General features: G+C 53.8%; 20 protein-coding genes. 15 read left to right on the top strand and 5 right to left on the bottom strand.

What is annotated here, in order from left to right; genetic code table 11:
* The first annotated feature begins 2 nt into the window (after window positions 1-2).
* The 3 genes from OZ911_RS27425 to OZ911_RS27415 are packed head-to-tail and all read left to right on the top strand — an operon-like array spanning window position 3 to window position 3,433.
* Window positions 3-2,090, top strand: a complete 2,088-nt coding sequence (locus OZ911_RS27425; protein ID WP_023047239.1) for a site-specific integrase — start codon at window positions 3-5, stop codon at window positions 2,088-2,090.
* Window positions 2,091-2,603: a helix-turn-helix domain-containing protein gene (locus OZ911_RS27420; RefSeq protein WP_023047238.1), complete on the top strand. Its 513-nt coding sequence runs from the start codon at window positions 2,091-2,093 to the stop codon at window positions 2,601-2,603.
* Window positions 2,600-3,433, top strand: coding sequence for a thymidylate synthase (locus OZ911_RS27415; protein ID WP_023047237.1), 834 nt, complete (start codon window positions 2,600-2,602; stop codon window positions 3,431-3,433). The genes OZ911_RS27420 and OZ911_RS27415 overlap by 4 nt, the downstream gene beginning before the upstream one ends.
* A gap of 106 nt (window positions 3,434-3,539) precedes the next feature.
* Here the strand turns inward: OZ911_RS27415 and OZ911_RS27410 are convergent, their stop codons facing one another.
* Window positions 3,540-4,025 (bottom strand): helix-turn-helix domain-containing protein, encoded by a 486-nt coding sequence (locus OZ911_RS27410; RefSeq protein WP_031311738.1) that lies wholly within the window; start codon window positions 4,023-4,025, stop codon window positions 3,540-3,542.
* A 226-nt stretch (window positions 4,026-4,251) separates the two neighbouring features.
* Between OZ911_RS27410 and OZ911_RS27405 the strand changes: the two genes are divergently transcribed.
* From OZ911_RS27405 to OZ911_RS27370, 8 genes are all read left to right on the top strand, one after another.
* On the top strand, window positions 4,252-4,629 hold the full coding sequence (locus tag OZ911_RS27405; protein WP_023047235.1) for a hypothetical protein: 378 nt from the start codon (window positions 4,252-4,254) through the stop codon (window positions 4,627-4,629).
* 224 nt (window positions 4,630-4,853) lie between these two features.
* Complete coding sequence (locus OZ911_RS27400; RefSeq protein ID WP_023047234.1) at window positions 4,854-5,417, top strand: hypothetical protein; 564 nt, start codon at window positions 4,854-4,856, stop codon at window positions 5,415-5,417.
* A 59-nt stretch (window positions 5,418-5,476) separates the two neighbouring features.
* Entirely contained in the window at window positions 5,477-5,716 is a 240-nt protein-coding gene (locus OZ911_RS27395; RefSeq protein WP_023047233.1) for an antitoxin VbhA family protein, read from the top strand.
* Between the two features lie 125 nt (window positions 5,717-5,841).
* Window positions 5,842-6,570 (top strand): metallophosphoesterase, encoded by a 729-nt coding sequence (locus OZ911_RS27390; protein ID WP_023047232.1) that lies wholly within the window; start codon window positions 5,842-5,844, stop codon window positions 6,568-6,570.
* Window positions 6,571-7,328: 758 nt separating this feature from the next.
* A complete protein-coding gene (locus OZ911_RS27385) occupies window positions 7,329-8,339 on the top strand; it encodes a type II toxin-antitoxin system PemK/MazF family toxin (protein ID WP_031311736.1) in 1,011 nt (336 codons plus the stop codon).
* Between the two features lie 1,243 nt (window positions 8,340-9,582).
* Window positions 9,583-10,269 carry a hypothetical protein gene (locus OZ911_RS27380; protein WP_175444038.1) on the top strand — a complete coding sequence of 229 codons (687 nt, stop codon included), beginning with the start codon at window positions 9,583-9,585 and terminating at the stop codon, window positions 10,267-10,269.
* Between the two features lie 473 nt (window positions 10,270-10,742).
* Window positions 10,743-11,615 (top strand): restriction endonuclease, encoded by an 873-nt coding sequence (locus tag OZ911_RS27375; protein ID WP_023047225.1) that lies wholly within the window; start codon window positions 10,743-10,745, stop codon window positions 11,613-11,615.
* A 78-nt stretch (window positions 11,616-11,693) separates the two neighbouring features.
* Window positions 11,694-12,059, top strand: coding sequence for a histone-like nucleoid-structuring protein, MvaT/MvaU family (locus OZ911_RS27370; RefSeq protein WP_023047224.1), 366 nt, complete (start codon window positions 11,694-11,696; stop codon window positions 12,057-12,059).
* A gap of 70 nt (window positions 12,060-12,129) precedes the next feature.
* Here OZ911_RS27370 and OZ911_RS27365 read toward each other — a convergent pair whose 3' ends face one another.
* The gene (locus tag OZ911_RS27365) at window positions 12,130-12,966 is read right to left on the bottom strand and encodes a hypothetical protein (RefSeq protein WP_158002879.1); all 837 of its coding nucleotides are present in this window, start codon (window positions 12,964-12,966) and stop codon (window positions 12,130-12,132) included.
* Window positions 12,967-13,729: 763 nt separating this feature from the next.
* Here OZ911_RS27365 and OZ911_RS27355 point away from each other — a divergent pair.
* Together OZ911_RS27355 and OZ911_RS27350 are read left to right on the top strand one after the other, a co-directional pair.
* Window positions 13,730-14,185 carry a hypothetical protein gene (locus tag OZ911_RS27355; protein ID WP_134792746.1) on the top strand — a complete coding sequence of 152 codons (456 nt, stop codon included), beginning with the start codon at window positions 13,730-13,732 and terminating at the stop codon, window positions 14,183-14,185.
* Window positions 14,186-14,420: 235 nt separating this feature from the next.
* Complete coding sequence (locus tag OZ911_RS27350; RefSeq protein ID WP_023047220.1) at window positions 14,421-14,912, top strand: GIY-YIG nuclease family protein; 492 nt, start codon at window positions 14,421-14,423, stop codon at window positions 14,910-14,912.
* Window positions 14,913-15,172: 260 nt separating this feature from the next.
* Here OZ911_RS27350 and OZ911_RS27345 read toward each other — a convergent pair whose 3' ends face one another.
* Together OZ911_RS27345 and OZ911_RS27340 are read right to left on the bottom strand one after the other, a co-directional pair.
* Entirely contained in the window at window positions 15,173-16,039 is an 867-nt protein-coding gene (locus OZ911_RS27345) for a DNA adenine methylase (protein WP_070086859.1), read from the bottom strand.
* A 62-nt stretch (window positions 16,040-16,101) separates the two neighbouring features.
* Window positions 16,102-17,790, bottom strand: a complete 1,689-nt coding sequence (locus tag OZ911_RS27340; protein ID WP_139138822.1) for a hypothetical protein — start codon at window positions 17,788-17,790, stop codon at window positions 16,102-16,104.
* A 147-nt stretch (window positions 17,791-17,937) separates the two neighbouring features.
* On the opposite strand from OZ911_RS27340, the gene OZ911_RS27335 reads away from it, so the two are divergent.
* Complete coding sequence (locus tag OZ911_RS27335; protein WP_256550266.1) at window positions 17,938-18,336, top strand: thymidylate synthase; 399 nt, start codon at window positions 17,938-17,940, stop codon at window positions 18,334-18,336.
* A 56-nt stretch (window positions 18,337-18,392) separates the two neighbouring features.
* On the opposite strand, the gene cadR is transcribed toward OZ911_RS27335, so the two are convergent.
* On the bottom strand, window positions 18,393-18,836 hold the full coding sequence (gene cadR, locus OZ911_RS27330) for a cadmium resistance transcriptional regulator CadR (RefSeq protein ID WP_023047216.1): 444 nt from the start codon (window positions 18,834-18,836) through the stop codon (window positions 18,393-18,395).
* Between the two features lie 83 nt (window positions 18,837-18,919).
* On the opposite strand from cadR, the gene OZ911_RS27325 reads away from it, so the two are divergent.
* On the top strand, window positions 18,920-21,172 hold the full coding sequence (locus OZ911_RS27325; RefSeq protein ID WP_070086860.1) for a heavy metal translocating P-type ATPase: 2,253 nt from the start codon (window positions 18,920-18,922) through the stop codon (window positions 21,170-21,172).
* Window positions 21,173-21,178 lie beyond the last annotated feature (6 nt).

Below are 21,178 nucleotides of genomic sequence, written 5' to 3'. Positions count from 1 at the left end.
AAATGGAACAAGTCAGTTTTGCAACTCTGCTATCCTTTGCGAAATACCGCGAAGCCGTCTCCGCTACCTTGCTTCAGTTAAAATCGGGCGATGATAGTGTTTCTTCTAGTGATGCCCTTAGCTTTTTGAGTTATCTCCAGTCATTACAGGTCTCCAAGCTTTCCGCCTTTATTTCACCGATCTGGGACTTTAACGATGACTATCCGAATGCATCGCGGCATACTCGCGGTGCGAAGCATCGGATGGACTTCACCAAATACCCAAATATCCCTGAGTTTGCGATGCTTGAATTGCGAGCTGCCTTCATGCTTATTTTGAAGGGGATTAGTGGAATGCCGGAGCAAGGAACACTTGTACGAGTATCCAAGGTGATTCCAAAGCCTAATACAGTGATCCCTAAGTTTGAAGCCGGGTTGCGCTTCTTGGATAAAATGTATTGGGCTGCTATCCAAGAGCTGGGAAAGGAACATGTTGAGCGTGAATTGCTTTCGGTTCACATGTTGCCTTTCCACTTGTATGTGGAGACTGCGAAAGATTTTGAGTATGTTTTTGATCAGTCTCTGGAAGGCTTTTTCAAAGGACTTCGCTCTGGATATCTGGTAGAAAATGTATTCGGTACAGGCTTGCCCGTTGTAAATCTTTCAACTCTGAAATGGAAAGCCCTCGGTAAAGCCAAGCGTCCTAAAAAAGATAATAAAGCGAAGCGACAAGTGCTTCCAAATGAGGTGTTTGAGGTGGCCTCGCTCGCTTCCTCGCTGGCCGTCGTAGATTTTTTGGATGCTATGGGCGAGGAAGTTATTGATACTGCAACCCTTAATCGGCGAAACAGTAAAGGTGTTTACCTTGCAAAAGAGCAAGGCACCTGTCGGCTGAAGTTTAATTTGTACGTCTACAAGCGGCTTGAGCAGAAAGGCTTTCCTAAACACGAGATTTCAAAAATAATTGCTTGTGATGACTTTAGGGTAAGTCGTTATTTTAGCGTGGTAGCACCTTATGCTCTTAATCTTTATTTGGCGGACACAGGCTCCCCCATTAATGATGATTTCAGGCGTTATTTGAATTATGTGAACTACGCATGCTTGTATATCATTGGGCAGTATACCGGTATGCGTCCTTCGGAGTATACCGAGCTTTTGGCTAGTTCGTGCCTTGTTTTTGATGGTTCGTATTGGGTTTTGAGGAGTAATGTCAGCAAGCACGAAGATAACCTTGTCGAGCTTTTCGATGACTTCTGGTTAGCTATCCCGATAGTTCGAGATGCTGTGCGTGTTGCACAACTGCTTGCCAAATATAAGAATAACGATTTTATCTTCTCGAACGTAGATACGGTTCTCTTTGGCACGCAGGGTCAGCCGCTGAGTAGTGTGGGAACCAAGGCTACACTCGACAAATTTTTCGAAAGAGTTCTGACTGCTGAGCAGTTTTCAGATCTTGAATTCAATGCTTATATGATGCGGCACACGCTCGCCTATCAGCTGTACCGTGCGGATGTGGGCCTTCCCTTCATCTCTCACCAGCTGAAGCACTTTGGCGAAATCGTAGGGGTTGGACATTCCGAACGGGGCTTCAGTAAGACGACCCTGGGGTACGGGGAAATCGCTGAAATGTTGACGAAAAGTGGCGGTAGGGGCGTAAGCGGCAAGTCCTTCCGCCATGACGCCGAGGTTGAGAGCATCAAGCAGCGATTCGATCCTGATGGCAGTTATGCCGGTGTGAACGCTGCAGCGCACAAGGAGCGTTTGCAGAGGGTATTCAAAGGGTACATGGCATCCGGGCACACCAAGGACGATATCTTCGAGGCCATGGCTGAACAGCACATCGCTGTCATCAGCGTGGGCCAGGGCTTCTGCTACGGCGGCGGGCCCATGGAGTTCGATGAATCGATCCCCTGCATCGGTGGGCTTCGCTGCAACCCTAACCGCTGCCAAAATGCTGTCGTCAGCAAGGCCAACGCCCCTGCCTGGCGCGATGTGTATTACCAAAACAAGAAGCTGTTGGGGAACCCGGAGTACTCCCACCTGCATGCGCAAAGCAAAGCTGCAATGGAAGAGGCCTACGGTGTTCTTGAGCTGCTGGGTGAGGAACTCTAAATGACTGACTCCCACGCTTTCGACCAGAAAAACAAAGAAGATTTTGATCGGTATTCTGAGCTGCTTGCTCAAGCGCTTCTGGATATCGCGGCAAATGACTCACTGAAAGCCACAGCAGCTGAATTGAGCCGGCTAACGGGTATTCACCGCAATACTATCAGGCAGCGTGTATGGCCTTTGGAGCGGCTTGAGACCATCAAAGAAAATCGGCGCATTGAAGTTCTACGTCAACAGGTAACAAAAAAGAAACCAGTTGATCCTGTTACGCTCCTGACTGAGAAGTTGGAGAACGCAAGGCTTGAAGTTTTGCATTGGTTTACCAAAGCCAAGGATGCTGAAAAAGAGCATCAAAATAGTGAAGTAAAGTATATTAACATGATGAAATCCCGTGATACTTATCAGAACCTTCTAGCGGATGCTAACCGGCGGGTCTTGGACTCGCAGAAGGAAATTGATAGACTCAAGCAGGTGATCAGTATCCTGGAAGCTGCCCAGGCGGAGAAAATTTCATGAAAAGCTACCTGGAACTACTGACTGATGTTCTAGAAAATGGTGCGATCAAAGGTGATCGTACTGGCACTGGTACTGTGAGTGTTTTTGGCCGTCAGTTTCGCCATGACTTGTCCAAAGGCTTTCCTTTACTTACAACTAAAAAGCTGCACTTCAAAAGTATTGTTAATGAGCTGATTTGGTTCCTTAATGGTGATACCAATATCAAGTGGCTCAATGAAAATGGTGTCAAGATCTGGAATGAGTGGGCCACTGAAGACGGTGACCTCGGCCCGGTCTATGGCAAGCAGTGGACAGCCTGGCCTACCAAAGACGGCAAAACGATCAACCAGATCGACTATGTCGTTAATGCCTTGAAGACGAACCCTAACAGTCGTCGAATCTTGTTCCATGGGTGGAATGTTGAGTTCCTGCCTGATGAGAAGGTGAGCCCGAAAGAGAACGCCAAAAACGGCAAGATGGCGCTTCCACCGTGCCACCTGCTGTATCAGTTCTATGTTGTGAACAACAAGCTGTCCTCGCACCTATTCATCCGTTCGTCCGACAGCTTCCTCGGGCTGCCCTACAATACGGCGTCCTTGGCGTGCCTGACCCATATGCTGGCTCAGCAGTGTGACTTAGATGTAGGCGAGATTGTGATCTCGTTGAGTGACGTCCACATCTACTCCAATCACATGGAGCAGGTGAAAACTCAAATCGCTCGTGAACCTCGGCAGTTGCCTGAGTTGAAGCTGCTGCGCAAGCCTGCATCGATTTATGACTACAAGTTCGAAGATTTCGAGCTCGTTGGCTACGACCCACACCCGCACATTGCAGCAGCAGTCTCTGTCTGATTGATCTGACAGACGATCACAAGACCGGCCCCTGGGCCGGTTTTTTGCTTGATTCCCCTCTAAGCCGAAGGTTTTCTTCAATTTAACCGAATCACGTATCCAGGCTTTAGCGATCTCCAGCAGGCATATGCCAGATCTTGTGCACTGTAGATGCCGGGATGCCCAGCTTGACTGAAGTCGCTTTCTGGGTGAGCCCCTCGGCCTTGCAGGTGAGCACCGCTCTGATCTTTTCGGCAGCAATTGGCGGCTTACCAGCTTTCGCAGCAATCAATTCGCCATTAGAAAACTGTGTAGGTATGTTTTCAAGAACATGCATATCGCGCAGCTTTTCAAGCTCTCCCCAGAGATATGCCATGAACTCTTCAAGCGATTCTTTGCGGTCATAGCTGGAGGCGGCAGCGAGTAGAGCTACAACATCAATATCTAGGCGTTCGCTGATGCCTTGGAGCATTTCTAGGGTGGCGTTGGATTTCGCGTGCTCGATGTTATGCAGATGGCGGGCTTCCAGTGTGCTTCCTAGCTGCTCCTGGGAGAGGCCGCGAGCGGCACGCGTGGTGCGAAGGACTGCCGCCAGGGTGTATCGCGATGGCATGAGGGCTTCCCGCAAAGGGAAGGATAAGGCCATACTGGCAAATTCTCATCCATGAAATATAGTGCTCGAATGTGAATTAGTGGTATGGTGGCTCCACCCGTTCCAGTAGACGGAATTTGGGAGTAGAGACAATTGCGGGCGTCAGCTTTTTTGTCAATTTATGGGTTTGGTTATTGAGGCTTGCTAGTTGGATTGTGTGAGTCTGACCTAGGAAGGAACGTAATTTTTGTTGTTCACAAATCGAGCCGAGCTTCAAGGCCAGTTTGCCGCTGTCGACGATGTCCGATTGCTGTGGAGGTCAGCGGGCCTGAATCCAGACAGCTACTACTTCGTCGTCGAAGGGTGTGGCGTGGTTGATGGCTGCTTTGGGCCATGGGTGCGCATCGTGTCGAACGTTGAAGAGGTCGACTCGCTTTGCAAAGGGAGCAGGCCTGAGGCGCTGAGCGTCAATAAGATCCAGCTGGTGGCTCCGCCTTCCATGACGCGCCGTTCAGAATTTTCAATGCAGCTCCTCTCGGAGATCCGGATCAAGGAAGGTAGTGAGCCCCGCCCGATCTATGAGTTCGTCACTCACGATGGTCAAGTCTATTCGAGCGCACGATGAGCCTGGCGAACCCGGGGCGTGCATACGAATTTTGGGATCTTGCATGACCGCTATGTCATCGCCGGAGCTCGAATGATCACCTCCGTGTTAGCGAGAGATGGGTTAAGGAAGCAAGCTGTCGTCAGTATTTTTTGTTTATCGCGTAGCTGATTCAGCACATCGACGCACAGTGCTTTCGAAGCATTGGGGCCAGCTGCGCGCTCTTAAAATTGCAGGAGCATGTTTTGATCAAATTTGATTGCCGTCAGGTCACGGGTGTGATCGATAAACCACGTGTCACCGCCACCGAGCCGGGGGCAGTCATGGCCCGGATCGTCATTGATGGGCAGGTGCTACCGGAGGTTCTGCTGCCCGGAAAAATTTACGAAGAGATCGAGGCAGGAGAGCGTGTGACCCTGTACGGCATCTTCACCAAGAATAAGGACAAGATGAAGAACAAGGCCACCATCTATGCCATGAAGGGGCCGAACGACAAGCTGGTAGCTGCCAGGCAGTATCAGATCAAGGTGCCGGTGATGTTAATGGTCTATGCAGTGCCCTTGATGATCTTGGCGTTCATTGCCGGATGCTTCCTTTCTCCTTATCCGATCCACCTACTCACCGGAAGCGTCGATCCTGATTACCTTGTTCGAACCACCTTTGTTTGGGCGTTCTGGGAAGGGATTCTGGCTGGGTTGGTCATGGTGGGGGTGGCGCTCAACTGGATCAGGTTGAGTAATGATCCTGAGAGCTGGGCTGCGATTGACGCGGCATCGCTCTCTCAGCGCTTCAGTAAAGCCTTCAAGTAGTGTTGATAGCCAGTTTTCCGTTCCTAGCGGAGGCTTCGACTAACCGACGTGGAGTGCACATGGAAATTGATGAGGTCGAGCGCGAACGCCGTCGTGATGCTGTGGCAGCAGAAATCGCTTGTCTAGCTCTGGACGGAGGGCGGCTTGCAGCTGAGCGCTTGGCACAGTTGCAGCGCTACGTGGATGGCCAAGTTAGCCTCCAAGAGCTTCGAGCAGAGCTGATTGAACGTCTGCGATTAGATGATGAGGGAATCGCAGATGAAGACGAAATGCGGCGAGCCTGGGGTGACCTTGAGTGATTCGAGTCTCTAGACCTTAGGCGGCTGAAGCCGAATGACCGAGGTCTCGATCTTGATTTTGATTGGCTGCCCCATGTGGATGCTCCAGAGATACGATCAGCGTCGAACAGGAACCTGCTGACCCGATGAAAATTTTGATTTACTCAGATCTGCACCTGGAGTTCGCCGACTTCCAGCCTCCTGCGGTAGAGGCTGACTTGGTCGTGTTGGCCGGCGACATTTCGGTGCGTAGTCGAGGGGTGCTGTGGGCCAACGAAACCTTCAGCTGTCCGGTGATTTATGCCTGCGGCAATCACGAGTTCTACAAGGGCCACCTCTCCAAGACGCTGATCAAGATGCAGGGCGCGGCAGCAGAGCATGTGCATGTTCTCGACAACCAAACCCTCATTATCGGCGACACCAGGTTTTTGGTAGCAACAGCCTGGACAGATTTCACCGCGACTGGCGACTACAAGGCTGCGATGAGGGTCTGTGCCGAGGGGATGACTGACTTTAAACGGATTCGGATTGGGGAGGGTTACAGCAAGCTTCGACCTGTTGATCTCATAGCTCGAAACATCGCCACACGTGACTTCTTGGAGGCAGAACTGGGGAAGGGTTTCGATGGTAAGACTGTCGTCATCACCCACCATTGCCCCATTCAGGATGTCGCCGGCGATGGGCATGAAGGCCATCTCGGTGCAGCGTATTTCAATCAGTGGCATGACCTCGTTTCTCAGGCTGATGTCTGGATCTTTGGTCACACTCATCATGCAGTCGATACGCTCGTTTCAGGCTGTCGGGTGGTTTCAAACCCGCGAGGCTATCCGGGTGAACGCACTGGCTTCTCGTCGGATTTCACCATCGAGATTTAACCATACCTGTAGACGTCGCTTAGGCGGCCATCACCAATATCATAGAGGTGGTGCGGTTTTGGAAGTTGGAGCAGGAACAACGAATGTCAGATCAAGTCGTCATCGAATACCACAGCAAAGAGCTATCGGATTTACATGGTTAAACGTCGAACGCCGCTTTCCACATCCAAAATCGTCGATGTCTCGCCATCAGCCATTCCCATCACGGTAGCCAAGGCCATGCAGACTGAATTCGATTTGGAGATCACGGCATACCTGTCTTCGGTCGAGTATAGGCCGCAGGAGTCATTCCTGAGAGGCCTTGTTTTCGGTGACCGGGAGCGGCGTTTTAACAATGGTGATCCTATTTGCACTTCCAATATCGTCTCCTACGAAGAGCTCCAGGGCTTTTTAGTGGCACGCACACTCAACAGCACATACGTTGTCTGCGATTGGGCTGCAGGGGGTGCGAGAGGGGGCTCGAAGACTCAGCACTGAGTCTGTGGGCTGAGCACTGTATTTGATTAAGCGCTTCAACGCGCAGCAGCTGATAGCTTAACCAAAGCAAGGGTTCGGAAGGCTTAGCTGCCAACCTGGATGACCGGTACGCTAGCCGCCTTGCCAAAAAAACCTCCCCCACTGCGGCGCTGGCTTCTACTACTGGTCTATTTTTAGCTGGCCGTTTTAGGCATTGGCCTGAAATGGCGCCTCATCCCTCTTCCCATCCACTACTGGAAACGGTCAAAATGGCTGGCTTTGTAGCTAGCCTAGGGAAGCGCATGCAGACGATCATAATTCGATACCTCGAATCTGGCGTCGATGCCGCTGGAGAAGTCTCGCACACCCTTTTGGGTACCGAGGTTTATGAAGGTTTCAAGGAAGCCCTCATCCCGGCTATGGCCCGTCCAAAACCTGGGAAACCACCGTACCCAGTGTTTTTGACGAAATGCTTTATGAATATAGAGCATCACGTCTGGCGACTTGAGAATATCACTGTAGAGTTGACCGAGGGTGCGATTCCAGCGGTATATAGCATATACATCAAGCGGCATGACATTTCCAAAGAAGAGTTTCTCTATCAAACCCTGAAGAAAAACCCGGCAATTTCGATAAGCAAACTGATCAGGCAGGGCACGCTGGTTGAGGTTGATTATGGATTTGTACAGCAGACCGCTAGGCACACTGCGGAGTTAAAGACAAATAAGCGTTATGTTGATACGCTGCTAGAAGCAGAAATGCATAAGCGACGCCTAGCTGTCGTAGTTAAAGTGATTTCGCGAAATCTCATCCAGGTTGCTCCGATCACTTCTCAAGAGTCGGCTGATGGAGATCGTACAATATTCAAGCTCGATCAGGAAACCCTGGATAAAATGCCAAGATATAAACATAGCGGTAAAAACAGCTATGTGATTTGCGGCATGCTTGAAAGTGTTTCGATTCAACGAGTCCTACCACCTACTAGCTATTTCAAAAGTGGTACAGGCCGGAACCCGAATTACAGTATTGCGCTTAGCAGACCACAGATCAAAACACTGAAGGAGTCTCTGGTTCACGCGGTCGGCGCATCGGACTACGTACCGTTCCATGAAGTGTTCAAGCTTCAGAAAGTCATAGAAGAGATGCAGGCAAGTGTAGGCCAGATGGCGGAGCAGCTCGCGGCTGGCGAAACCAGGCTCAACGACCTCCAGGCTTCCCACCGTTTGGCGGCACGCTGGTCTGAAGAAATGGGACGGGATTTCGCCGAAGAAATCGAATTCCAGAGAGAGCTCGACATCGAAAATGGAGCTTGAATGAGGCTAGAACCCCGTTTTTGCTGCCTTCCGCTACCCAGAAAGGGTTAACAAAACGGTTGACATAGTGACGGCCTATTTCTATCATTCTCCCCACATGGTCGGGCAAAGAGAGCAGGACTCTACCCCGGCGACACGGCTAATACCGTTTCCTGTGAAAGTAAAGTGTCAAAGAAGCCGCCCTCAAAGGCGGCTTTTTTGTGCCCCTGATTTGGCTTCCCAACAGCTCACAGCAGCTGAATCTCCCCCTTAGCCCGGTAGTTACCCTCTCTGGCTTAGCCAGAGGCCTCTTTTAGCCAAGATATTGGCTTCTCTGTACCAGCCCCCTGGCCCGGCATTGAAAAGCCCTCAGAGGTCACGAGAGGCGCTGGTAGAGGCCGGCAATTTGGCGTGCATCAAGCAAGGCATGGCGGTGGCAAAGCCGGGACTGATGCACCAACCTCTGCATCCGAGTGCTTGAGCAGCTGAATCAGATCAATCGGTTGCCTCGCAACGTGGTCAGGCCATGCCTGCTCTACGCACACCAGCTGACAGAAGAAATTCCAATCCCGCTGCGGCGCATCTGAGCACACCTCTAGCTGTTCGTTGAAGCTATTCAGGAATTGTCAAAGTGATACTTGAGCATCGGTCAGCGAGGAACCATAGCGTTGCAGATCAAGCTGTGGAAGCACGTGCTGGATGACGAAATCGCTGCAGTCTTCGAGTTGGTATCCCTCGGCTCGACGTAAAACTCCTGACCGGTCTCAGCTACTAGCGCCAGGGAAATGAGCTTGGCGCTCAGATTGAGCTGCGTTAATTCGCAGCCTAGGAAAAGCTTCATCCCTCGCTTCCTTTTCGCGGTGCTGAATTGCCACCGAAATTAGCACAATCCACCTCCAGTCGGCCGTCCGGACTCCCCAGTGCTCCAAAAATAGCAGCGCCAATTCAGGCTTCAGGGGGGGAATCAGGCCCCCTCTTTACAATCACCCCTACAGCACGGGAGTACCCGAGAACGCGAGTACATCGAGCACGGGAGCACACGGAATCACGCTGGAGCCCAATGAATATGGGGGGCTTGGCGAAAATTTTGCGCTAAATAGCCGCTACTCATGTGACTGAGTTGGGCTATATAGACTAGACATAGTCCTGCGAGGCATGCATCTCAGTGACACGAAATTGCGCTTAAGAATGCTAAATGACGGTTGGTTTTTTGTCTCTGCATAGTAGATATTTGCTGGCATCTACAACTTAAACCGAGACGGGCATGACAAACGTTAAGCAATCCAAGGCACGGGCAATGAAGATGTCCGAGAAAGCAGCAGCCATCATGGAAGTGCACTTTCCAGGCTTCCCGGAGGCATGGCTATGGCACCGTAAGAAAAACCATGGGTACAGCACAATCCCACGCACTCTGCCGATAGCTATGCAGGCACTCAATGAGATCAAGGGTCATCCAGCTGGGCACCCACTATTTTGTCTCTGGGCGCGCTCCCCCGATCACCCTTTCTTGATCATTGAGAACCAAGCCACATTCGCAGCTGAGGCAGGCTTCACCGGTGCGCGGGCAGTGGACACCTGGCGCCGGCGGATGAAGGTCTTGAAGAAGTACGATTTCATCGCAACGAAAAAAGGGTCTTCTGGTGAGTTTCACTACGTACTCCTTCTGAATCCGAACGCCGCCGTAGAGAAATTGCGCAGATTGAATCTGGTTACTGATGACCTGTATTCAAGGTTTCTAGAGCGTTTGGCCGACATCGGCGGCAGCAACGACATCGCTGAAATCAGGAAGCTTTGGGATCTCCAGGACGCCGCTGCGAAAGAGAAAGCTGAGGCAGAGGCCGCCGCTAAAGCGAAAGCTGAGGCTGAAGGAGCGCCGAAACCTAAAGCGCCTAAACCTCCAAGAAAAAAAGCAGGTGCTACCGCGCCTGAATCGAAAGGTGAGCCATCATGATGAAAATCATTGCTGAGCTGTTTATGGAAGTCCTGGTTCAAGTCATAGCAATGGTGGTACTCCAACTCATGGATAAGATCGCACCAGCCCCTTGGCTCTGAGATCGCAGAGGAGATTTTTTCAGTGGCTGACTCCAGTGACCGTTGCGCAGATCAAAAGCAAATTTGGCGAGTTGCACATCTTTTACGATGGCGGGGATGCGTACTGCCGGGGTGCGGTGGATGTAGCCACCGAGCTATCCCTGAAGACTTGCTCGTTCTCTGTCTCCCCTGGAAAGCAGGTGGGTACAAAGTGGGGGAGCACGCTCTGCTCCACGCATAGCAGCATTGCCTCCCTCTCCTCCGAGTAGAACTCGCTCATAAGACCGATCTGAGTGTCGCTGCCGGCTGTGGTCGATGAGCGCAATGGCCCGTTGGGTCTTTCGCAGCGATGTCGTATGCTCGGTTCGCTGTGCTTGATCAAGGACGCGTGGCATGCCCAAGATAAAAGCGTTTGATATGAAGCTTCTGGATCTCCTCTTCGAAATGGAAGGGGGGTACGTTTTGGATTTTTCGAACGCTACCTTCAGCCGGTTCTTCCTCGGGGAGTTGGAGATCGACATTGATGATCAACTCTTCACCGCCGATGGTACGTCCAAGGCCAAGCGTTTCCGCAGCTTCCTAAACCTTGCAGATACCCAGACGTGTGTACGAGCTTTGAGGGCTGTGTGGGCACATCGACAGGCTCGCCTGTTACACGAAGGTCGAGATGATCCCGTTGCGAATGCCGAGGGGCGTTTTCTAACCCTGATCCAGGATTTGGAATCGGGCACCTCCAGTAGCGGCGTTGCAGGCGATCCATTTGCGGCAGTTCGCAAAGTCAGCATTGATCAGGTGGTCAAGCTGAAACAGGACTTGATGAGTATTCATAAGCTAGAGCCTCAAGCACGTGGATACGCATTTGAGACGTTCCTGCAGCAGCTGTTTGAGGCCTCTAATCTGCAACCTCGTGCCCCTTTCCGTAACACCGGGGAACAGATCGATGGGAGCTTCCTCTGTCGCGGTGATATCTATCTCGTCGAGGCGAAGTGGGTGACTAATCCAGTAGGAGTGGCTGAACTTCACATCCTTCAGGGCAAGATCAGCGAAAAGGCGACCTGGACACGGGGCGTTTTCATTAGCTACTACGGCTTCACTGACGTTGGGTTGCAAGCTTTCGGTCGCGGGAAAAGCCTGGTATGCATCTCCGGCAAGGATATCCGCGATGCCCTCGATAAGCAGATACCGTTTGGCGACGTTATCGACCGCAAGGTGAGGGCAGCTGCTGAAACGGGCTCGGTGTTTGTTGAGGTGAATAGCTTGTTCTAGCTGGGATTTCCAGCCTAGGTAGCCGCTTGCACCCGTCAAAATGTACTCTTACCCGACCAACCCTCTAGGATGCCAACAATGTCACGCCTCGCAGAATTCCGCCGTCTCGAACAGCAACTTGCTCAGCAATTGGCCGAGCTGGAAGCCATGAAAAGTGATGGCTCCATTCAAGCCGAAATGGAGTTCGAGAACAAACTGCGTGCCCTGCTCACGGACTACGGCTTCAACCTGAAGGACGTCATCTACATCCTCGACCCGCAAGCAGGTACTCGCCATCATGCTCCCCAGGCTCAGGAGAAGACCGCTCGCAAGCCACGCGAAGCCAAGGTCTACAGAAACCCGCACAACGGTGAGGTCGTGCAGACCAAGGGCGGTAACCACGCTGTTTTGAAGGCATGGAAAGCTGAGCATGGTGCTGAGGTTGTCGAATCTTGGCGTGCGTGAGTTAGCAGGGCTTCGGTTACACGTAATTTGGAGTGCGGCATCACTCGCTGCCGATTGGGGCGGCGAATGGTCAGACGGCGAGAATCAGTTTTCTACTGGGATCTGCTTGCATGAAGAGCAGGATATCGAAAACTCGACCTGGTGCCGCCTTCAGCTCTTTCCGCAAGCTTTTTTCAATCCCTTTCTGAAAGTCTTCCCGATGTAAGCTCCAGCAATTCCCCAAGTAGAAAGGCAGTTCACAAATTCTTCGATCTCCAGCGTATTTAGTATTCGTTGGTAGATGATGAGGATTGTTGAAGCCTGTTTTTCCTGCTCGTTTTAGTCCATCGGTAACCTGGCTATCGAATGCCGGCATCAGGCCAGTGATCAGCAGTAGCGCCTTCATCGGGTAAGTGGCGCGTGTACAGCTTAGGAACAGCAGCTCTGCAAGGTTGTTCAGCAGCGCTATAAGTCCTATGTCAAAAGCTCGTACATCCTGTACTGGGCTGCTGGTACGCAGAATCCGCGAATTGTCAGAATCTAGGTTGAATGCCTCCAGATCGTGACGACCAAGCTCGGCCAGGCGGGTATGCATCTGCTTGTCCGCCAGCCCATCGCTTATGTGCTGGATGGAGTGAAGTCGGGGGCTTCTCCTCATGCATGCACTCCAGTGGCAAAGTGCAGTTGCGAGTGCCACAGCCAGTGCTGTTGAGTTTTCAGGAGTCGGATCGCCGTTCAGATAGGGGCGAGCGACCCGTTGAACGTTCGCAAAATCTTCATGGTATGAAGGTCTGAAAGCATTGATGGCCGAAGTGATGTCGTCCGAGGTGCCGACCAGTCGAAGCATATTTTTCGTCGTTGTTGGGAAAGGGTAGGGAACTTCAGTCTGTTCCATCTGCACGGTCAAGCCATAGGTGTCCTTGTGCACGATGCGACCAGAGTTGAGGGATCAACGCGGCCCTGACGGCATGCTTAGGACGGATGCGATTGCGGAGGCTTTACTGGAGTCTACATCAACAGCACCGCAGTGCCTGGACGCTTGACCTTGACCTGAGGCCCTGGAGTGAGAAATTGTGATCCGGTCACTCTCTTTGGGACGGAACGTGGTGAGCCCCTATCTGCAAGAAGTCAAAGACCTCCATGTGTTGATCGCGGCGCTCTTTGCCAGAGGAGAGGGCCAGGTTGAGGCGATGATCGAGCGGTTCGCCTCCGGAGTTCTCCATTGTCACGCCTTCCGGTATCCAGGTCTCCCTGCAGGGGCGCGCGGCCCTGTTCGCGCAAGGCGCAGGTGGCCAGCCTGGGTTGGCCATAGAGCTAGCCGAGCTGGAAACCTTAGCTCAGTGGTCGGAGGGGGCGCTGATCAGTTATCGAGAGATACATCGGATACCCGGCAACGATGTGAACACACGTATCTCGACCGCCCTTTTCAAGCTTCAAGGTGAGCGTATTCTATGGCGTCATCTGCATGATACTTGGGGAGCGTGATCATTCGTACTCACGCACAGATGAGCGTGTGACGATCAAGGGGGAAGAATGGATCGACCTAAGCGTGAGCGAAAGAAGCCGCGAGGCACTGCATTAACGTTGCAGATCGGCCCGCGGGTGCTGTATGTGTAGAGAAGGAGCTGCCCGCAGGAAAGCCCGAAATTGAGCTGCACTTCGCTCAGATGTTCTGCACGGATAATCAAGGGATGCGGCCTCATTTCAAGCGATTTGGGCGCTTTGAAAATCTGCGTGCTCAAGAGGAAAACGATCTCGATTTCACAGTGGAAACTGACTTGGGGTTGAAATGGCTTGAGCTCGCCGAATTTGCTCCCATAAAGGAGGTCGGGCACTACAAAGATTCCACCGGTAGCTGGAACGCCGCTGAACTGGCAGATCTGTTCAAGAAACTGGTCAAGAAGAAGAACGGCAAGCTTTATGGTGGCAGCGTTATTCTCATGGTGTACGCGACTCACGATCATTTCTGGGTTCCACCACCCATTATCAGAATGATGCCGTCGATGCTCCAAGGCGAAGGGCTTACCTTGGAAGCTGTTTATATGGTCTCCCCGCATGGAACGACCACGGAGGCGTGGCCAGGGGATCCCAGCGATGAGGGCCCACGTGGGCTAGGAAACGTTCGCCTCGGTATTACGCTCGGGTAGCTCCCGCCTTCGGCAGGCTCCTCTGACGGGCTACTGGCCTTTCGACTGTCAGCCTGTCCGGGAGGTCAATGAGGGATGTTGTGGATGGCGTTCTCGGTGTCGAGTCGTATCAATATGAATGATATCTGCTCACCATCAGGTACGCGGGAGGATGATGAGCGAGAGCTCTACCACAAAGATGGGCGAACTCTGGATGGCCTAAGGTAAGTACCTAGAACGGTAGAGGTGCACAGGGATGATCTATTTCTTCATCGAAGACACGAACGAGAGCGTGAAAATTGGCCGGGCCAAGGACGTTGAGCAGCGGAGAAAAGCTCTTCAAACGGGCAACCCCAGAAAGCTCCTCGTGCTGGGCTGGATTCATACGGAGGAAGGCGCCGATGCATCTCTGGAGAAGTCCCTTCACAAGGAGTTCTCGCAGCAGCGAGGCTCCGGCGAATGGTTCGACCTCGACCCAGCGGACGTTTTGCCAATTTTGGCGCGGCATGGCATTGATGGCTTCGCAGGGCTCTCTGGTAAATCCTTCGAGATCATCGGCCATGACCAAGACGGAATCCCTGAGTATCACGGCGTCTGGGATTGGGGAGATCTGGAGCATTATGAGTGCTGCCCGTTCTGCGGAAGTTTCTGTGGGATGCAGTATCGAGAGGCGTCCAGCATGTACCACTGCCTGAGCTGCGATGAGCTCACCACGTTCGAATCCCTGGGGCATCAGGAGGAAGATTGACGAGCGCGGCCAAGAATGCTTTCGCAGACAAAAGAAAGCCCGCTGCTAGGCGGGCAATGGAGCTTCTATCACACATAGGGATAGCTGACTGTCTCGCATGCCATGTGAAAAGGATGTGAACAGAAAGTCAGCTAAATGCTTACGATAGGGGATGACATCAACGACCGAGAGCCCAATCCTTTCAGTCCACATGCCTGCTGAGCGAGAACCCCTGACAATTCAGGATATGGTTCGCTATCTCATACTGTCCTATTGCCGTTCTAGGACGCCTTGCGGTTTAGGCCGCTCTCCGGGGCGGTGATCCCAGGCCCGTAAATCATCACTTCCGAACCCTTCCTCTTTTCTTGAGCGGTATAGCTCAGGAAATACTCGTCTTGCCTGTAATCGGCATAAATCTCTTTGATCTCGTCCACATTGTCGTAGGAAACAATCCACGGCTTATCGATGCCGCCAAGTGCCTTGGCGATCTTGACGTGGTCGTCATGAACGTAGAAGTTTCGATACAGGCCGGAGCCCTTGATGTAGTAAGGCGGGTCGAGATAAGTGAGGGATTTCTTGGGGAGGGTGGGGATTACATTATTAATGAAGTTTAGTGCGTCTTCATTATAGATTTTGATTCGATTCTTGAATTTTCCGATCAGCTCGATGCGTTTGATAAGTTCTGGTTTATTAAATCGTACATCGAGTTTCCATTTGCCTGCTTGCTCCTGTCCGCCAATGACTCCAGCCTTCAATATGCCAGATCGATTAGTGCGATTGAGGAAGAAGGTGGCCATGGCGAGATCAACGACAGAGCAGTCTTGAGGATTGGCCAGCACAGCTTTGAACTTGTGCCAGTTTTCCATTGTGACTGGAGTGTCACTGATGACTTTGCTGATCTCATCGGTGTGATGAACTACCGACTGCCAGAAGGCATGGATGGCTGGGTCTAAGTCGTTGATGTGAATAACGGAAACATACTCATGGAACATTAACTCCAAAGCAACTCCGGCGCCGCCTGCATATGGCTCGGCGTAATGGCCGTCCAGCAAGTTGTTCACTTCAAACATGCGTTTAATGAAGTGAGCAAATTTTCCTTTACCACCAGGGTAGCGTAGCGGAGTGGAAAATACCTTAGAAGCGCCCATGAATCCGATCCCAGCCTATCAAGCCGCACATGAGAACACATAATACGGTATTTTCCAATGCCTCATCTCCAGATGGCTTCAAGCATTGGGCGATATTCTTCCGCAATGTCCTTCAGTTCTGATGGCAAAGGGATACTATGCGCCCCGTGAACGAATAGGTTGAAGTGGTCTATAGACCCTGGCTGATCATAGGAGCTAGCACGTTTGAAGATGGCTTTAGCTGCCGGTGCGGGCATACGTTTTTCCGCCTCTAGATGTTTAACGACCGACTGAACCTTCAGAACCAGTTTGTCGCCATTGCCGCCACCTCTTAGTTCTTGGTTAGTATCCCAGCGTTTGATTGGCGTGCCTGCATCTTTCTGAAGCTGGATGTACTCATCGCACGTCGTTTCCATAAACACTCGGAACGTAATTGCGGTCGCATTTGGGCACTCGTCAACGCGCAGTACAGTGCGCAGCTCATTGTAGATCGAGTTAATTCTCGAGTTGGTGATCTTCAAGGAGAATGGGGTCAAAAACTTTCGAGCGCGAACTTGTGGCTTTGCACGGATTCCAGGCTCTTTCTGGGGCTCAGGAACAGGTTGGGGTTTTCCGTCCTGCATACCTCCGGCTGCGCCGCCATCCGGAACTTGTGGTGCTTGAGATACGCCTGGCTGTGCAGGTGGTGTGTTGGTATCTATACCATCATTTCCATTCTTCTGCTCGGCGCCTTTACCTTCAGTAGGCTCGCCAATATTAGGGGGAATAACTTGGTTGCTACCTCCGTTGGGCTCACTCGGGGTGCCCTCAGGAGTCGGGCCATTGACATCTAGAGTGCCCTGTTTGGTCGCTTCGGTAGTTGGATTTACTTCGGGCTTTGTTGGTTCTGGAGTTGGCTTGGGTGATGGGGTGGGTTTAACTTTTGCAGCTTCCGCCAGCTTGTGTGGCAAAATCTCAGGTGGGATGTGGCCAAGTGTGATTACTTGGTTCTCATGTTTGCGAACATCGTTCACGTTGTATCCATGGGACACAAACATATCCAGCAAAAACTCCAGGGATGGAGCGATATGCTCGAGTGGGAGCTGTGGCACAAGCAGCTTATTCTCGACTTTCAAGCGGAAAGTGTTTTGCCCCAGGCTGGAAGAAAAAATACGTGTAAGGGTTGTAACGTCGACCTCGAACACGTCGAGTTCCGCTTTGCTGGAGAAGATGTGTTGGTTTTCAGTAATCAAGTTACGAACTTGACGGCCGATGGATTCAATACCGGTAGTACGGGCCCGTCGCTCGTCTCTGATGTCACTATCCCAGCCTACTCGGCCTACACCACGATTCTCGCCGGTATGTTTCAGCTCAATCCACATGTCGCCATCGACACGCGATGCTACAACGCTGCACTGCAAGCCTTCAGGAACACCATTCGCCAGAGAGTTATGGGCTTTCAGGAAGCCTTTATAGCCGCGATCTGAAGGGCAGAGGTCAGGCCGTTGCAGAAGCTTCAGTGCCGTGAGGCGGCGGTTGCCTTCCAGAACAATGAAGTTGCCATCATCATCGGGGGTCACGAGCTGGAGTTCAGTCGGATCCAGGCCGTGCTCAGCGATGTGTTCGGCTAGGCGAAGCAGCTTCTTCGCATCCTCCGGCGCGGACAGCATGAGCTTGATCGCCTCGCGCTGGTTCTGCGCGACGTCGTTGCCGAAGCGGACGTTCTCTTGGTCAAGCTTGATTTTGTCCAGAGGGATGACTCGGATGTCCCTCATCATTACGTCAATTTTCATCATTTGTACCGTTACGCAATCCAGTGCTGGCACGATGATAATACAAACTGGCCAGCGAAGCGGCCTAAGCCCAGACGAGCTGCGGTCTGAAAGATCTAACCCGCTGACTTATTGAGAGAAATGTAGACAGTCTGTTGCGAAGTGTGCATGATTATAAATGCACACAGGGTGTTCTCCCGTGCAGCCCACGAATTGCGGCTGCTGGTGCAAAAAAGACGTCGGAGGAAGGGCCTGGGGACACCGTTCAACCTCACCGAAGGCGCGGCGCTGCTGTCGCTGTTCGGCCGCCTGACCGGTTACACCCCACGCTGGTTCACCTACTTCATTGGCGATGCCCATGTGTATGAAAACCACCTGGACATGCTGAACGAGCAGCTCAAGCGCGAGCCGCTGGAAGCGCCGAAGCTGGTGATCAGCGACCGCGTGCCGGCGTTTGCCGAGACGGGCAAGTATGAGCCGGAGTGGCTGGAGAAGATCGAGCCGAGTGATTTCTGGCTGGAAGGCTATGAGCACCATGCGCCGATGACAGCGCCGATGGCGGTCTGATAGATCTCCATTGTTTGAACTGGCCTCTTCGCGGGTTCACCCGCGAAGCTTTTGGCTCAATGCCCGTGACTGCGCCCCACATGCGAATGCTCGGTGTCCGGCACCGATACCGCCCCGTTCGTCTCCAGTTGCTGCAAGATCGCGCATTCGCTCCCCTGCGCGTTGCAGCGCCGCCGCAGTTCCACCAGCTGCTCCTGCAAAGCCACCAAGCCATCGATCCGCGCCTGCACATGCTCGATATGTTCGTCGATCAGCGCATTGACGCTGCCGCACGAGTCGTCGGGGCTGTCGCGCAGGCGTAGCAGGCTGCGGATTTCGTCCAGGGTCATGTCCAGGGTGCGGCAGTTGCGGATGAAGGTCAGCCGTTCCACGTGGGCCTGGGTATACAGCCGGTAGTTGCCTTCTGTACGGGCAGGCTGGGGCAGCAGGTTTTCACGCTCGTAGTAGCGAATGGTTTCCACCGCGCAGTCGGTGGCTTTGGCCAGTTCTCCGATCTTCATCACGAAATCTCCAGCAAGTGGCTTGACCCTATAGTGGCTACAGGGTGTTCACTTGGCAACAGGCTCACTTTAAGGACGACCCCATGAACCAGCCTGTCAGCCACGAACACAAGCATCCGCACGATGACGCCCATGGCGATGACGACCATGGGCACGCCGCCCACGGCCACAGCTGCTGCGGGGCCAAAGCCGCGCCGGCGCTGGTGCAGCTGACTGAAACGGCCAGTGCCCAGGCACAGCTCAGCCGCTTCCGCATCGACGCCATGGACTGCCCGACCGAGCAGACCCTGATTCAGGACAAGCTGGGCAAGCTGGCCGGTATCGAGCAGCTGGAATTCAACCTGATCAACCGCGTACTGGGCGTGCGCCATACATTGGACGGCACTGGCGACATCGAGCGTGCCATCGACAGCCTGGGCATGAAGGCCGAGCCGCTTGGTGCCGAAGGCGACAGTACCGCCGCCGCGCCCCAACCGGCCAAGACCCGCTGGTGGCCGCTGGCATTGTCGGGTGTTGCCGCCATCGCCGCCGAAATCGTGCACTTTGCGTCGCTGGCGCCGGAGTGGCTGGTGGCGGCATTGGCGCTGGCAGCCATTCTTGGTTGCGGCCTGGGCACCTACAAGAAGGGCTGGATTGCCCTGAAAAACCGCAACCTCAACATCAACGCGCTGATGAGCATCGCCGTCACCGGTGCTGTGCTGATCGGCCAGTGGCCGGAAGCGGCCATGGTGATGGTGCTGTTTACCGTTGCCGAGCTGATCGAAGCACGCTCGCTGGACCGCGCACGCAATGCCATCAGCGGGCTGATGCAGCTGACCCCGGACATGGCCACGGTGCAGCAGGCAGATGGCCAATGGCGCGAAGTGGAAGTGCGCGAAGTGGCCGTCGGCGCGTTGGTGCGGGTGCGCCCCGGCGAGCGCATCGGCCTGGATGGCGAAGTGACCAGTGGGCAATCCAGCGTCGATCAGGCGCCGATCACCGGCGAAAGCTTGCCTGTGGAGAAGGCCGTAGGCGACAAACTGTTCGCCGGCACCATCAACCAGGCGGGTGCGCTGGAGTTTCGCGTTACCGCTGGCGCGGGCCAATCGACCCTGGCGCGGATCATCAAGGCCGTGGAGGAAGCGCAAGGCGCGCGGGCGCCTACCCAGCGCTTCGTCGACCAGTTTTCGCGTATCTATACCCCGGTGGTGTTTGCCATCGCCCTGGCCGTGGCGGTGATCCCGCCGCTGTTCATGGCCGCAAGCTGGTTCGACTGGGTGTACCGCGCCCTGGTGCTGCTGGTGGTCGCGTGCCCGTGCGCCCTGGTCATCTCGACCCCGGTGACCATCGTCAGCGGGCTGGCCGCTGCTGCGCGCAAAGGCATCCTGATCAAGGGCGGTGTGTACCTGGAAGGCGGCCGCCACCTGGATTACCTGGCCCTGGACAAGACCGGCACCATCACCCACGGCAAGCCGGTACAGACCGACGCCAAAGTACTGGAGCCGGTGTTCGAAGGCCGTGCGCAAGCCCTGGCTGCTAGCTTGGGCGAACGTTCGGACCACCCGGTTTCCCGCGCCATTGCCCAGTTCGGCAAGGCGCAAGGCCTGGCCTTGAGCGAGGTCGATGACTTCGCTGCCCTGGCCGGGCGCGGCGTGCGTGGCACCATCGCTGGCGAGGTCTACCACCTGGGCAACCACCGCCTGGTGGAAGAACTGGGGCTGTGCTCACCCGAGCTGGAAGCCCAGCTGGATGCGCTGGAGCGCCAGGGCAAGACCGTGGTCCTGCTGCTTGACCGCAGTGGCCCGCTGGCCCTTTTTGCAGTGGCCGATACGGTCAAGGACAGCAGCCGCCAGGCCATTGCCGAGCTGCATGAGCTGGGCATCAAGACTGTCATGCTGACCGGTGATAATCCGCATACCGCGCAGGCCATCGCCGCCGTGGTGGGTATCGACCGCGCGGAGGGCAACCTGCTGCCTGCCGACAAACTGAAAACCATCGAAGCCTTGTACGCACAGGGCCATCGGGTGGGCATGGTCGGTGACGGCATCAACGATGCCCCGGCCCTGGCCCGTGCCGAGATCGGTTTTGCCATGGCCGCTGCCGGCACCGACACCGCCATCGAAACCGCCGATGTGGCACTGATGGACGACGACTTGCGGAAAATCCCGGCCTTCGTCAGGCTGTCGCGCCAAAGTGCGGCGATCCTCATGCAGAACATCGTTCTGGCGTTGGGCGTCAAGGCGATATTCCTGGCGATTACCTTTGCCGGCATGGCCACCCTGTGGATGGCGGTGTTCGCCGACCTGGGCGTGAGCCTGCTGGTGGTGTTCAACGGCTTGCGCCTTTTGCGCAAATAGAGGACG

The sequence above is a fragment of the Pseudomonas fortuita genome, from assembly GCF_026898135.2.
In the GTDB taxonomy this organism is placed as follows: Bacteria; Pseudomonadota; Gammaproteobacteria; order Pseudomonadales; family Pseudomonadaceae; genus Aquipseudomonas; species Aquipseudomonas fortuita.
The sequence above is the reverse complement of the archived record's forward strand: the minus strand, read 5'-3'. Positions and strand labels throughout refer to the sequence as shown.